We start from the raw sequence: 14,260 nt of genomic DNA, 5'->3' as shown, positions 1-14,260 counted from the left end.
AACCGAGGGGGTTTTTACCTCACGCCTGCGTTTTGTCGCGTCGTGACAACGCTCGTTCTCTGTGTCGACCGGACGAACGACATCAGTCGGAAGACTGGCCTTTCGATGCCGGTCGTTGGCTGGGAGGCCGTCCGCTCGCTCGTCACCGAAGTCGGTCTGTCTGACCCAGAGGACTCGAGCGTCAACTGTTTACTCGAAGCCCTTCGCGTGACTCGTGAACTCCGCGACGAGCGCGAAGATGCGGAAGTCGCCGTCATCTCGGGGACGAGCGATACGACGGTCGGTCTCGACCGGTCGGTCGCGCTCCAACTCGACGACCTCGTTGCAACTTACGATGCCGAGGCGGCCGTCGTCGTCATCGACAGTGCAGAAGACGAGCGACTCGTCCCCGTCGTCGAAAGTCGTCTCCGCGTCGATGCCGTAGACCGAGTGGTCGTTCGACAAGCCCACGACATCGAATCGACGTACTACCTGCTCAAGCAGTTCTTGGCGGACGAAGAACTTCGTTCGACGGTTCTCGTTCCGCTCGGCGTCGGTTTGTTGCTCCTCCCGCTGTTACTCGTCCAGTTCACGCCTGCGGTTGCGTTGGCAGGCCTTGCAGCACTCGCCGGTGCCGTCTTTCTCTACAAGGGATTGGCTATCGACAAGTTCCTCTCGGAAACACAAGAGCAGATTCGAGACACCCTGTACTCTGGGCAGGTCTCGGTCGTTACCTACGCCGTCGCTGCCGGGCTTGCAATCGTCGGGATATTTCTCGGCGCACTCGAAATCCGCGGCCCGGCGATGGAGGGTGACGTGCTGGTTCCGTCGGTGCTGTTCGTCTACCACAGCGTTCCGTGGCTCGCACTCGCCGCACTCACCGCGAGCGCGGGTCGCCTCCTCGACGAACTCATCGGAAGCGAGGGAGTCCCCTCGTCGTACATGAACCTCCCGTTCGGTGTCATCGCTATCGGATTAGTCGTCCGCGGTTTTGCTGGCTACCTGCTCGAACGACAAGGCTTTCTCGACCACCTCGTGTTGCTTGGCCAGGTCGAACTCTCTCCTGTCCAGCGATTAGCGATGTTCATCACCGCCGGTATCATCATCAGCCTCGTCGGTGTTCGAATCTCGGCGAGCGTCTCGAACGAGACGTTCGAGGACGTAGTCGAACAGCGAAACGAGAGTTAGATTAGAATTAGTTGGCTGCGCGGTACTCACCGTGCTTGATGCCGAGCGCGAGACAAATCGCGCCGAAGACGAGCATCGCGGGCGTCACCATCATCAAGACCGTCGCCGTCGCCATGAATCCCATTCCGATGAGCGCGAGCGTTCCGAGCAGGACGAGTGCGACGAGCAGGGCGACTGTCCGTGTCAGGTCAAATTCCATACGCGTCTGTCGGGACGGCGTAAAGAAATCCGTTACGGCGAACGAATGCGGCGAACGCGAAAAATCAGCGTGTGGTGATGGTGAGGCTCGAGGGCGGCTTCTGCTTACCAGGGCGCAAAGCCGGGGTCGACACGGCGGTCCACCGTCTCGATGGTGTCGATGGCGTCGATATCTTCGTCATCGAGTTTGAGCGAGAGCGACTCCCAGTTGTCGCGGATGTGGCCTTCACTCGTCGCTTTCGGGATGGCGGTTACGCCTTTCTCACGGAGCCACGCGAGCGACACCTGTGCTTCGCTCACGTCGTGTTTCTCGGCGATTTCGGTGAGCGTCGGGACGTTGAACACTTCGCCACGGGCGAGTGGAGAGTAGGCGACGATTTCGACGTCTTCCTCGGCGCAGGCATCGCGGAGTTCTTCCTGCGGAAGCAGTGGGTGGAGTTCGATTTGGTTCGCAAAGATGGGTGCATCGGAGAGTTCGACCGCTTCACGAACTTGGTCGGGTTCGAAGTTCGAGATGCCGATGCGCTTCGTGAGGCCTTCTTCGACGAGTTCGTTGAACGCATCGAGCGTCTCTTCGGGTTCGTACTCGCGTGCTGGCCAGTGGATGTAGAGCAAGTCCACGTATTCGACGCCGAGTTTGTCGAGGCTCTCGCGGGTACTCTCGATAACGTCGTCGTAGGAGAGTTCGTCAATCCAGACCTTGGTTGCGAGGAAGATGTCGTCGCGGTCGACGTCGGCGGCGGCGAGACCTTCACCGACTTCTGCTTCGTTGCCGTAAATCTGGGCAGTGTCGATGTGGCGATAGCCCATCTCCAGTGCTGTCTTCACTGCATTTGCACAGTCTTCGGGGTCCGTATTCTCCCACGTGCCGAGACCGAGTACGGGCATCCCGTTCGCAGACGGTACGCTCTCTGCAGACAGCTGTTTCGTCATGTGCGACACGTGGGTTCCGAGTTGAAAAGGCGTGTCGAAAGAGGGGTGAATTTCCGCCTCTGCCGAATCTCGATTCGTTCTCAACTTCGAGTTTCTCACCGAACGTGTCATGTCGTCTGCGCGCGTTAGAGATGCCATGCGACCCACAGTACCGCTCGCTCTCGTCGTAATCGTCGTCCTCGCTGGCTGTCTCGGCGGAGCGACGACGCTCTCGGCAGAGCCTGCAACGATTCCGGCCACAGCATACGAATCACACGGTTACATCCACGGGAATACGACTGAAGTGCCGATATCGCAGGAAGTGAACGTTGGTCCTGCGTCACGTGACGTGCGGGCCAACGTCTGGATTTCGGGCTATTCGAGGCCGTCGAACGGGACGGAGTTGACGGCGGTAACGGTCATCTCGTCGCCGAACGTCGAAGTCGCCGGGCAGTCGGTGAACCCACTCGCCACGCTCGGAAGTCGCGAACTCGTCTCGACCGGTCTCTCGCTTTTCGCCCAAGCCCAGTCGACCGCGAACGCGCCGGAACTCAACAACATCCGCGAAGTCGGGTCACAAGACGTGACGATACTCGAACGCGAGACTGAACTCGTCACCTACGAGGGAACCGTCACCATCGAACCCGGTGAACGAACCGTCGATGGTGAGCAAGTCCAGTACGAAGGCGGCGAAGCGACTGTTCGAATCCACGTTGCGACCGTCGAACACGACGGTGACGTCATCGTCGTCTTCGCGCTCACGGGTACAGGTTCGGGTGAAGCCGAGACGATAGCAGCGCTAGCGAGTGCTGTCGAACATCCGGGAACGGTCGAAAACGAATAGAAAACCGAGGGTGCGAGTTAGTAGAACTCGCGGACGAGGTCCATCGCGTCGTCGGGCGCACCGGTGCCGATTTCGGACATGTTCTCGGTGACGCCGAACTTCTCTTCGTAGGAGGTCGAGCCTTCGTCTTTGTAGATGACGCCCTCGTACTCCTTCGAGGAGTCGAGAATCTTCGTCTTTGCGGCCTCGTAGTCCGTTGGGTCGTGGTCGGTGTCTGCGAGGTCCACGAGGTTGTCACGGAAGTAGTCGTAGGTGTCAACGTCGTTGAACGTGACACACGGACTGAAGACGTTCACGAAGCCGAAGCCGTCGTGTTCGATAGCCTGCTGGACGATTTCGGCGTGGCGCTTGTGGTCCGTTGCGAACGACTGCGCGATGAACGTCCCGCCTGCGGCGAGCGAGAGTGCCATCGGGTTGACCGGAGGCTGTTTGGGGCCTTCCGGCGTCGTCGAGGTTTCGAAGTCCTCGCGCGAGGTCGGCGACGCCTGACCCTTGGTCAGGCCGTAGATGCGGTTGTCCATGACGACGTACGCCATATCGACGTTGCGGCGGACGGCGTGGATGAAGTGACCAGCACCAATCGAGTACCCGTCACCGTCACCACCGGCGGCGACGACGGTCAGGTCGGGGTTCGCCAGTTTTGCACCGGCGGCGACGGGGAGCGAACGGCCGTGGACGCCGTGGATGGCGTACGCGTTCATGTACGTCCCAATCTTGCCGGAACAGCCGATACCGGCCACGAAGAACGTGTTGTCCGGGTCGGTGCCGGAGTTGGCGAGTGCTTTCATGATGCCGTTCATCGTCCCGAAGTCCCCACAGCCAGGACACCAGGTCGGTTGTTTGTCGGATTTGAAGTCGGTGAAGCGAACGTTTGAGCTCATGCGGAACCCTCCTCGGCGATAGTCGCCTTAATTTGTTTTGCGAGTTCGTCGGCCTTGAATCGAACGCCGTTGTACTTGTTGATGCGCTTGACGCGCGTCAGCGTGTCGTGTTCGACGATATCGGCGAACTGTCCCGTCGCGTTACACTCGACCACGACGACTTCGTCTGCCGATTCGATGGCATCCGAGAGGTCCGGACGTGGGAAGATGTAGGGGACAGAGAGGAAACGGACGTTGACGCCCTCTTCTTCGAGGAAGTCCATCGCCTCGATGATTGCGCCCTCGTTCGACCCCCACGAGATGACGAGTTTGTCGGAGTCACTGTCGCCGAATTCGCGCGGCGAGAAGTCCTCGGTGTCCTTTGCGGTCTGCACCTTGCGGTTGCGCTTGTCGACCTGCTCGATGCGCATTCCCTTGTCCTCGGAGCGACGACCGAGTTCGTCGTGTTCGAGGCCGGTGGACATGTGTGCGCCCTGTTCCGTGCCGGGGAAGGCGCGGGGGCTGACACCGTCGTCGGTGATTGCGTGTGGTTGGAAGCGACCCTTCTCGTCGAGCCATTCTTCGATGGAGTCGTCGTCGACGACCTTGCCGCGGTCGATTTCGACTTCGTCCATGTCGAACGCCTCAGGCGGGAACGTCTGTTCGGTGACTGCGAGTGCGAGGTCCGCACCGACGTACACCGGAACCTGGTACTTCTCGGCGAGGTTGAACGCCTCGACGGTCTTCCAGAAACATTCGGAGATGGTCGTCGGCGTGACGACGAAGCGTGGAATCTCGCCGTGGCCGCCGTAGAGCATCATGTTCAGGTCGCCCTGTTCTTGCTTCGTCGGCATCCCAGTCGATGGACCAGAACGCATGACGTCCACGATGACGAGCGGAGTTTCGGAGGTTGCGATGAGACCGAACGTCTCGGCCATCAGGTCGATACCCGGGCCGGAGGTTGCGGTCATCGAACGCGCACCGGCGCGTGCGGCACCGAGTGCGAGGTTGATCGCGGCGAGTTCGTCCTCTGCTTGGACGACGTGACCGCCGTAGCGCTCGATACGACCGGTGAGGTACTCCATCACGTTCGTCGCCGGGGTGATGGGGTAGCCAGCGTAGAACCGGCATCCGGCGGCGAGTGCGCCCATGCCGATTGCCTCGTCACCGTTGAGAAGAACGTAGTCGTTATCCGTGGTTTCGAGGTTGTAGTCCGGTTCGACTTCGAACTCCTCGTTCACGTAGTCCCGCCCAGCGCGAGCCGCTTTCTTGTTGTTCTCCACGATTGCTTCGCCCTTGCCGCCGAAGCGTTTCTGGAGTGCGCTGTCGAGGTTTTCGATGGGGAAGTCCGCGACTGCACACGCCGCGCCGAGTGCGACGACGTTGCGCATGATAGCCCCACCCGCTTCCTCTGCGAGCGCTTTGAGGGGAACGTCCAGCCCAATCATCCCCTCAGGGATTTCGACGTCCGCCATCGTAGAGCGGTCGCCGTCGTAGATGATTACCGAGCCCTCGTGGAGCTCGTCGAGGTTTTCCTCGATAGTACGTGGTGTGAGTGCGATGAGAACATCGAGACGGTCAACGACACTTTGCACGGGGTCGACAGCCGTCCGGACCTTGTACGCCGTGTAGCCGCCACGGATTCGCGATGCGAAATCCTTGGAGGTAAACACGTGTCGTCCAGCCCGAGACAGTGCCTGAGCGAAAATCTTCCCCGTGGAGTCAATGCCATCGCCAGCCTCGCCACCGATGGCCCAATTGAAGTCCGCAGGCATGCTGAGTGAATCGTACCCATAGCCGGGTGAAAAGCCTTCTGAAAATTTGTGTCATTTACTGATTCGAAACGTGAACGAAATCGGGTGATACGGCCTGTGTAACGGTATATTATGGTGTTGTGTGATTTTCGATTGCACACACAATATGTGCGAATTGGACAATCGTCCAGTTATTCATTCCGCGAGAGGGCTTGGGGAAATTATTGCTCCTTTTTCGAGATTCGGTGTCGGCATGAGAGTACGGGAAAGCAAGGCCCTTGTGAGGGTGCGACAAAGCCCACCGTATGGACGCATCTGTGACTGTTGCCGCAGTCCGCGACGTTGGACCCGATACGGTTGCCATCGAGTTCGAGACGCCCGACGGTTTCGAGGCCGAACCCGGTCAGTTCGTCAAACTCGGTGCCGAACTCGACGGCGAGTCCTACGCGCGCTTCTACACACTCTCGTCGCCCAGCGTCACCGAGACGTTCGAAGTGACCGTCGGTATCGACCCCGACGAGGCCGGACCGTTCAGCAAACACCTCGAATCGCTCGAAGCGGGTGACGAACTGACGCTCACCGGCCCCTTCGGAGATAGCTACTACGCCGCAGACGAGCGCGTCGTCGTCCTCGCCGGTGGACCCGGTGTCGGCCCCGCAGTCGGAATCGCCGAAGCCGCCATCGCAGACGCCAACGAGGCCGCAGTCGTCTATATCGACGACGCGCCCGCACACGAAGAGCGACTGAACGCACTCTCCGACAACGGCGCATCGGTCGTCATCGCTGACGACGACTCGGCGCTCACCGACGCCGTTTCCGACGCCCTGACCGGTGCAGACGGCGAGCAAGTGTTCGTCTACGGCTTCGCCTCCTTCGTCGAGGCGGCAATCGAAGCCCTCGAAGCCGCCGGTGGCGACGCCGACGCTGCAAAAGTCGAAAACTTCGGCTGAACACGACCACCCAATTTTCTGCGACGTCGGGTTATCGGTCCCACGCAGTCGCAACCGCGAGAAGCAGACTCCCACCGAGCCACGCGAACAACCCGACGAGCGCGAGCAGTGGCGACGCGGATGATCCGGAATCGACGGCGAGCGAGAAGACGAGCGTACGAAACGCCCCGTTCGGGCTGAGTGCGAGCAACGCGGGTGCAGTCTCTAATCCGAACGTCCCCGAGAGGACGCCCGCAATTGCCGTGGCGTCGATACCGACGACGAAGACGACGAGTAGACCAATTGCGACCGCGAGTGCCTGCCGCGTCGTTCGCGCCGCCGCCGAGATGGCGAGTGCAATCGCCGCAGTGGTGAGTGCGAACAGCACTGCGAGGACGCCGAACCTCACGAAGGCGAGCGGCGAGTCGGCGGCCGTGTTGAGCGCGAGAAACGTCGGCGCGGGCGGCGATAAGACCAGCACGGTCACTCCGGCGGCGACGAGCGACACGCCGACGACGGTGACGAGCGTGAGCCCACGCCCGAGGTAGATACCCCCGACGTAGGCCAACCGGGAGACGCCGAAGGTTCGAAGCACGTCTATCTCGCCGTGGTCGCGGTCAGCGAGGATGACGCGATAGCAGAGTGCGAACGCGAGCAGTGGCAAGAGGAGTTCGACGAAGGGAAGCAAGTCGAGGACGAGCGGAACGAACCCACCGCGCGCCCCCGACCCGGCGGCCGCGACGGCGACGATGGTGAGCGTGAACGCCCCCGAGAGCGCAATCATCGCAGGCGTTCGCGCCATCGTCTGCAACTCGCGGGCGGCCACCGCGAACAGGTCGTCCATCTCGCTCATTGTTCGACCACCTCGTCCGGGGTCGAGTTCGATTCGATAGTCGCCGGTTCGTCCCCGGAGACCAGCGACTTGAATGCCGTCTGGAGGTTCGGCGCGCCGCTCTGTTCGACCAACGCTTGCGGCGTTCCCTCCGCGACGATTCGGCCCTCCGAGAGGACGAGAACCCGGTCTGCGATTCGTTCGACCGGGTCGAGGTTGTGCGACGAGAGAACGACGGTCCGGCCATCCATTGCAATGTCCGAGACGATAGCGAAGAGACGCTCGACCATCTCGGGGTCGAGTCCGCTCGCGGGTTCGTCGAGGACGACGAGCGGTGGGTCGCCGAGGAGTGCTTGGCCGAGTCCGAGCAGGCGTGTTTGACCACCCGAGAGTGTCTCTGTGTGCTGGCCGCGAATCGCCGCGAGACCGATTCGTTCGAGCGTCGCGTCGATATCCGCGCCCTCGACGAATTTCGCGTAGAAGGCGAGTGTATCTCGAAGACAGAACCCGGCGCGGAACTCGGGTTGTTGGGGTAGGTACCCGACCCGCCGTCCACCCTGTCGTCCTTTTCCACCTTGTCGTCCTCCTCCACCTTGCCGCCCTTCAGTCGATTCGCGCGTGATGCTCCCCGAATTCGGGGTTCGGACACCGGCGAGGAATCGAAGGAGGGTGGACTTTCCAGAGCCGTTTGGACCGATGATAGCGACGATTTCACCGCGCTCGGCCGACAGCGAAACCGAATCGAGGACTTCTACGTCGCCGAACCGATGCGAGATGCTGTCGGCGACGAGTGTCGATGTCGAATCGGTCAGTCCGGTCTGGTGAAGTTCGTGGTTAGCCATCGGCACTCTCTGTGTTCGTCGTGTCAACGCGCGCCGACGTGTTGAGTAGTCTGTCCATATCGGTGTGAACTGGTGTCGTTCTCGGGGCAGTATCGACCACGCCAGACCCACGCAATCCGGCGATTTCGTCGCGCATCGTTCGCAGGGCGTCCATCACGGGCGACCGAGACAAGACGAGCGCCGAGGGGTCGCGGCCGAGGTTTGCATCGACCGGATTCGACGGCTCGAACGCCCGGTCGTATGTCCCGTCTCCGTTGGAGTCGGCGAGCGGGAGTTCGCCCCAGTAGTTGCCGTGGCCATTCGCGGTCCACGTCCGCATCGGGCCGAGTTCGGATTCGACGCGCACGTCGTTGCCGACGATATCGTTGTGGACGACGACGTTCGTGGGGAACGTCGAACTTCCTCGAATCCCGACTTCGTTGTCGGCGACGACGTTTCGGACGTACACTTGCCGGTCGCCGCTCACGTCCATGCCGTACTCGTTCTGAGCGAATACGTTGTCGGCCACGTAGGTGTCGCTTCCAGCGGGGATAAAGCCGAATCCGGAGTCCCGAACGTCGTTTCCAACGACGAGATTGCCGACCGGGCGGGTCATGATGATGACGCCGATTTCGTTCTCTCGAACCACGTTGTCGGCGACGAGCGTGTCCGAGGTGTACATCTCGTGGACGCCGTAGCGGCCACTCTCCATGTGGTTGTCGCGGATGACGCTCCCGTCGGCGCGGTGGGTGTAGACGCCATCGCGGCCATCGAGGAAGGTCGAGTTCTGGACCACCGATGGCTGGCCGATGAGGACGACGCCCATAAATCCATCCGAGGGTGTCTCTGCGCCCTGCACGGTGAGATTCGAGATACTCGTTCGGCTCTCGCGGACGATGATGCCGCTCGTGGGTGTGTCGATGCGAACGTCTCGAATCACGGAATCGTTCGCAGCGTCGAAGACGATTCCGGCGTCACCACGGCCGTAAGCGAGCGTGACTCGCGTGTCCCAATCCACCGATTCGTTGGTGGCTTGGACGCGACGGGTGCCGACGTCGCCGACGCCCGAAATCGAGAGGTTGCCGACGGCGGCCGATTCGGCACGGACGTGGACGACACTGCCGTTTCCGTCACCGACGAGTGTGGTTGCTGGTCCTGCGCCCAGGAGCGTAATCGAGCGATTCAGTTCGACCGTATCGACTTCGTAGGTTCCCGGCGGGACGTAGACAGTCGTGTTCGCGGGTGCGGATTCGACCGCCGATTCGATGGTCGGTGCGCCCTCTCCGACGACCACCGAGACGGGCCGGTCGAACAGCAGTTCACTCGCAGCGACGGTCTGGTCTGCCAGTGTGTGGTGGGATTCGACTGAAGACTCGAACGACGCAGTTCGTGCCGGGAGCGAACGCTCTGCCCGGTTTTTGACTGCGTTCCACCCAACGACTTCACCGCCGTACTCGCTTGCGAACTCGCGGGCGGAAGCGCGCTCCGAGAAGGGAACGACGATAGGCCCGGAAGCGACGCGTGCGCCGGAATCGACGACGAAAACGGCGTTCTCGGCTTTGACCCACCCAGTCGCTCGATTGTGTTCGGTTCGGAGATGACCATCGTCGCCGACGAGTGGTGTCACTGGTGCATAGTCGGTGACGAAGACGGCGAGCGGGTCGCCGAACTGCCGGGCGCTCTCGGGTGATTGGACATCTGCCGCGGCGGTCTGGATGTCGTAGTAGCCCATGACGTAGCGATATCGAGAGAAGTGGACCTGCGCGACGGGGACTTCGAAGCCGTCTGCGTCGGCCTGTTGGACGTCTACTGCGGTGCCGCCGGTCTTTATCGTGTCGTCGAATTCCACGGGCGACACCGACCCGGACGCGGGGACGACGAACGAGAGACTGGCGAGGACGACGAGGAGTCCGACGATGCCAGTTACCCACCGCGTCGCACGTTGCGTGAGAAGCGCCATCTGTTGCTATTCACGAGGTGTAGGAACCCACGGGGTGATATGTGCGATGGTATTCGTGTCGAATCCGGTCTTGGTGTCGATTCGATGAATCGATTAACGAGACAGACCCGAATCCTTAATCATTGTCCATCCGACTTGTGAACTATGTACGACGAGGAGGACCTCGAATCGATTCGTGAGGCGCGCGAGAAGTGGGAAGACGAAACCCGCGACCCACTTCTCGACCGATTCGGTGAGCGCAAAGAGCGCTTTGCGACCGTCTCGAATCACGAAGTTGACGACCTCTACACCCCCGACGACGTTGCGGACCTCGACTACGAGGAAGACCTCGGTTTCCCCGGCGAGGCACCCTACACCCGCGGCGTCTACCCGACGATGTATCGCGGCCGGACGTGGACGATGCGGCAGTTCGCAGGCTTCGGGACCGCCGAAGAGACGAACGAACGGTTCCACTACCTCATCGACAACGGCCAGATGGGCCTCTCGACGGCCTTCGACATGCCGTCGCTCATGGGAAAGGATAGTGACGACCCGCTCTCCGATGGCGAAGTCGGCAAAGAGGGCGTCGCGGTCGATACGCTCCGTGATATGGAGATTCTGTTCGAGGGCATCGACATCGGCGAAGTCACCACCTCCTTTACTATCAATCCGAGCGCGCCGGTCATCTACGCGATGTACGTCGCACTCGCCGACGAACGCGGCGTCTCCCGCGAGCAAATCGGTGGAACGTTCCAGAACGACATGCTCAAAGAGTTCATCGCGCAGAAAGAGTGGGTCATCCCGCCGGAACCCTCGCTGAAACTCGTCACCGACACGGTCGAGTTCGCGGCCCAAGAGACGCCGCGCATTCGGCCCATCTCCATCTCGGGATACCACATCCGCGAGGCCGGTTCGACCGCCGTGCAGGAACTCGCGTTCACGCTCGCAGACGGCTTTGCATACGTCGAAGACGCCATCGACCGCGGCCTCGACGTGGACGACTTCGCGCCGCAACTCTCGTTCTTCTTCAACTCGCACAACTCCATCTTCGAGGAAGTCGCCAAGTTCCGCGCCGCCCGCCGCATCTACTACAACGTCATGTCCGAGTGGTACGGCGCAGAGAAGGAGGGCTCGAAGCAACTCAAGTTCCACACGCAGACTGCGGGCCAGTCTTTGACTGCTCAACAGCCACTCATCAACATCGTTCGCGTGACGATTCAGGCGCTCGCTGGCGTCCTCGGCGGCACCCAGTCGCTCCACACCAACAGTTTCGACGAGGCGCTCGCGCTGCCCTCCGAAGAGGCAGTCACGGTCGCACTCCGCACGCAGCAGATTATCGCCGAGGAATCTGGTGCCGCGGACGTGATGGACCCGCTCGGTGGCAGTTACTTCATCGAGAAACTGACCAGCGAAGTCGAGGCCGAAGCGATGGCGTACATCGAGGAACTCAAAGAACTGGGCGATGGGTCGGTCCGCGACGGTATCCTCGAGGGCATCGACGAAGGGTACTTCCACCGCGAAATCAGCGACGCCTCCTACGAGTACCAATCGCGCGTCGAAACCGGCGAAGAGACTGTCGTCGGTGTGAACAAGTACGCGACCGACGAGGACACGCGACCCGACCTCCTCCACGTCGCGGACGAAGTGCAGACGCGACAACTCGCTCGCTTGGAGGAAGTCAAAGCCGAGCGCGACGACGAGGCCGTCGAGGCCGCCCTCGACGAACTCAGAGAAGCGACGAAGAACGGCGAGAACGTCATGCCCGTCCTCGTCGATGCGGTCAAGCAGTACGTGACGATGGGCGAAATCATGGACGTGTTCGCCCAAGAGTACGGCACGTACCGCGAGACGATTGGCGTGATGTAACGGCGAACGGCACCGTCAGACCGCGAGCAGAAACACCGGTTCGTCTGCTTTTTCGAGATGTTGTTTCAGGCCAAAATCGCCCGTCCGTACTGCGATACTACATACATTTATCATGCATGATTATACAAGTTAACACGTACTATGGCAGACGGTGACGGAGAACTCGAAGCACGGCTGGTAGAGCAAGAGGAGTTTGAACCCTCGGAGGAGTTCGTCGCGCAAGCGAACGTCTCCGACCCGGCCATCTACGACGAGTTCGAAGAAAACTGGCCCGGCTGTTGGGAACAGTCGGCCGACATGTTGGACTGGTATAGTGGGTATGACGAGGTTCTCGACGATTCGAACCCGCCGTTCTACAAGTGGTTCACCGAGGGCAAACTCAACGCATCGTACAACTGCGTTGACCGCCACGTCGAAAACGGCGACAAGAACCGCGTCGCAATCAAGTGGGAAGGCGAACACGGCGAGACGCGAACCTACACGTATCAAGACCTCTACCGCGAGGTCAACGAGTTTGCATCTGCGCTTTTGGACCTCGGCGTCGGCGAAGACGACATCGTGACGCTCTATATGCCGATGATTCCGGAGTTGCCGATTGCGATGCTGGCGTGTGCGCGCATCGGCGCGCCGCACTCGGTCGTCTTCGGTGGTTTCTCCGCCGACGCGCTGGCGACCCGCATGAATGCGGCCGACTCGAAATTCCTCGTCACCTGTGACGGCTACTACCGCCGCGGTGACCCCCTCGACCACCTGAAGAAAGCGAACGAAGGTCTCGACGGCGTGGACCACGGCGTCGAAGCGACTGTCGTCGTGGACCGATTGGGAGACGACGGCTTCGGCCACGACCTCCGCGGCAACCAGCACGACTGGGGCGACCTGATGGACGAACACACAGGCGAGCGCATCGACCCCGTCGAGCGCGACGCCGAAGACATGCTCTTCTTGATGTATACGTCCGGCACGACCGGTCAACCGAAGGGTGTCAAACACACCACTGGAGGCTATCTCGCGTACGCGACGTGGACTTCCCACTCCGTCCTCGACATCAAAAAGGAAGACACCTACTGGTGTTCGGCCGACATCGGCTGGATTACGGGTCACTCCTATATCGTCTATGGGCCGCTCTCGCTCGGAACGACGACGGTGATGTACGAGGGAACGCCGGACTTCCCACACCGCGCTCGGCTCTGGGAACTCATCGAGAAATACTCCGTAGACATCTTCTACACCGCCCCGACGGCGATTCGTGCGTTCATGAAGTGGGGTTCGCAGCACCCCGAAAAGCACGACCTGTCGAGTCTCCGCCTCATGGGGACGGTCGGCGAACCAATCAACCCACGCGCGTGGAAGTGGTACTACAAGCACATCGGCGGCGAGAAGTGTCCGGTCGTAGACACGTGGTGGCAGACCGAAACCGGTGGGATGATGATTTCGACACTCCCCGGAGTGAAGAAGATGAAACCCGGTTCTGCCGGGCCGCCGCTCCCCGGAATCGACGCCCAAATCGTCGATACGAAGGGCGAGCAAGTCGATGCCGGACGTGCTGGGTATCTGACGGTCCAGAAACCGTGGCCGGGGATGCTCCGGACGCTCTACAACAACGACGAGCGCTTCATCGACGAGTACTGGCGTGAATACTCTGATACGGACAGCGACGACCCCGAAGATTGGGTGTACTTCCCCGAAGACGGCGCGAAAATCGACGACGACGACTACATCACCATCCTCGGGCGCGTGGACGACGTTCTCAACGTCTCCGGCCACCGCCTCGGGACGATGGAAATCGAATCGGCCATCGTCGGCGTCGAAGGCGTCGCCGAGGCCGCCGTCGTCGGTGGCGACCACGAGGTGAAAGGTGAAGCAGTCTACGCCTACGTCATCACCGAAGAAGGGCAGACCGAAGACGACGAGATGCGCGACCGCATCGTCAAGGGTGTCGAGGACGCAATCGGCCCGATTGCCCGTCCAGAACAGGTCATTTTCACTCCTGAACTGCCGAAGACCCGGTCTGGAAAGATTATGCGCCGCCTCCTCGAAGAAATCGCAAACGGCGAGGAACTCGGCGACACGACGACGCTTCGGAACCCCGAAATCGTCGAAGAGATTCAGCAGAAAGTCACCAACGAGTAACTCTCCGG

General features: G+C 61.0%; 12 protein-coding genes. 5 read left to right on the top strand and 7 right to left on the bottom strand.

All coding sequences use genetic code 11. The features are described from left to right. Nucleotides 1-42 precede the first annotated feature (42 nt). Nucleotides 43-1,167 (top strand): DUF373 family protein, encoded by a 1,125-nt coding sequence (locus ACK509_RS04490; RefSeq protein ID WP_410765293.1) that lies wholly within the window; start codon nt 43-45, stop codon nt 1,165-1,167. 7 nt (nt 1,168-1,174) lie between these two features. Here the strand turns inward: ACK509_RS04490 and ACK509_RS04485 are convergent, their stop codons facing one another. After that, nucleotides 1,175-1,366, bottom strand: a complete 192-nt coding sequence (locus ACK509_RS04485) for a hypothetical protein (RefSeq protein ID WP_410765292.1) — start codon at nt 1,364-1,366, stop codon at nt 1,175-1,177. Nucleotides 1,367-1,470: 104 nt separating this feature from the next. Beyond that, entirely contained in the window at nt 1,471-2,253 is a 783-nt protein-coding gene (locus tag ACK509_RS04480; RefSeq protein ID WP_410766249.1) for an aldo/keto reductase, read from the bottom strand. A 181-nt stretch (nt 2,254-2,434) separates the two neighbouring features. On the opposite strand from ACK509_RS04480, the gene ACK509_RS04475 reads away from it, so the two are divergent. After that, complete coding sequence (locus ACK509_RS04475) at nt 2,435-3,121, top strand: DUF6517 family protein (protein WP_410765291.1); 687 nt, start codon at nt 2,435-2,437, stop codon at nt 3,119-3,121. A 17-nt stretch (nt 3,122-3,138) separates the two neighbouring features. On the opposite strand, the gene ACK509_RS04470 is transcribed toward ACK509_RS04475, so the two are convergent. Then, the gene (locus tag ACK509_RS04470; protein WP_410765290.1) at nt 3,139-4,002 is read right to left on the bottom strand and encodes a 2-oxoacid:ferredoxin oxidoreductase subunit beta; all 864 of its coding nucleotides are present in this window, start codon (nt 4,000-4,002) and stop codon (nt 3,139-3,141) included. Then, entirely contained in the window at nt 3,999-5,756 is a 1,758-nt protein-coding gene (locus ACK509_RS04465) for a 2-oxoacid:acceptor oxidoreductase subunit alpha (RefSeq protein WP_410765289.1), read from the bottom strand. Before ACK509_RS04465 ends, ACK509_RS04470 begins: the two co-directional genes overlap by 4 nt. A 284-nt stretch (nt 5,757-6,040) precedes the next feature. Here ACK509_RS04465 and ACK509_RS04460 point away from each other — a divergent pair, with 284 nt between their 5' ends. Beyond that, nucleotides 6,041-6,685 carry a ferredoxin--NADP reductase gene (locus ACK509_RS04460; RefSeq protein WP_410765288.1) on the top strand — a complete coding sequence of 215 codons (645 nt, stop codon included), beginning with the start codon at nt 6,041-6,043 and terminating at the stop codon, nt 6,683-6,685. A 31-nt stretch (nt 6,686-6,716) separates the two neighbouring features. On the opposite strand, the gene ACK509_RS04455 is transcribed toward ACK509_RS04460, so the two are convergent. From ACK509_RS04455 to ACK509_RS04445, 3 genes are read right to left on the bottom strand one after another with little or no spacing between them, the layout of a single operon-like run. After that, a complete protein-coding gene (locus ACK509_RS04455) occupies nt 6,717-7,517 on the bottom strand; it encodes an ABC transporter permease subunit (protein ID WP_410765287.1) in 801 nt (266 codons plus the stop codon). Next, a complete protein-coding gene (locus tag ACK509_RS04450) occupies nt 7,514-8,338 on the bottom strand; it encodes an ABC transporter ATP-binding protein (protein WP_410765286.1) in 825 nt (274 codons plus the stop codon). The genes ACK509_RS04455 and ACK509_RS04450 overlap by 4 nt, the downstream gene beginning before the upstream one ends. Continuing rightward, nucleotides 8,331-10,277 carry a NosD domain-containing protein gene (locus ACK509_RS04445; RefSeq protein ID WP_410765285.1) on the bottom strand — a complete coding sequence of 649 codons (1,947 nt, stop codon included), beginning with the start codon at nt 10,275-10,277 and terminating at the stop codon, nt 8,331-8,333. The genes ACK509_RS04450 and ACK509_RS04445 overlap by 8 nt, the downstream gene beginning before the upstream one ends. Nucleotides 10,278-10,421: 144 nt before the next feature. Here ACK509_RS04445 and ACK509_RS04440 point away from each other — a divergent pair, with 144 nt between their 5' ends. Then, nucleotides 10,422-12,122 (top strand): methylmalonyl-CoA mutase family protein, encoded by a 1,701-nt coding sequence (locus ACK509_RS04440; protein ID WP_410765284.1) that lies wholly within the window; start codon nt 10,422-10,424, stop codon nt 12,120-12,122. A 141-nt stretch (nt 12,123-12,263) separates the two neighbouring features. After that, on the top strand, nt 12,264-14,252 hold the full coding sequence (gene acs, locus ACK509_RS04435; protein WP_410765283.1) for an acetate--CoA ligase: 1,989 nt from the start codon (nt 12,264-12,266) through the stop codon (nt 14,250-14,252). Nucleotides 14,253-14,260 lie beyond the last annotated feature (8 nt).

Source organism: Haloferax sp. DFSO60 (assembly GCF_046557615.1).
In the GTDB taxonomy this organism is placed as follows: Archaea; Halobacteriota; Halobacteria; order Halobacteriales; family Haloferacaceae; genus Haloferax.
This window is presented reverse-complemented; position numbering and strand designations above follow the sequence as displayed.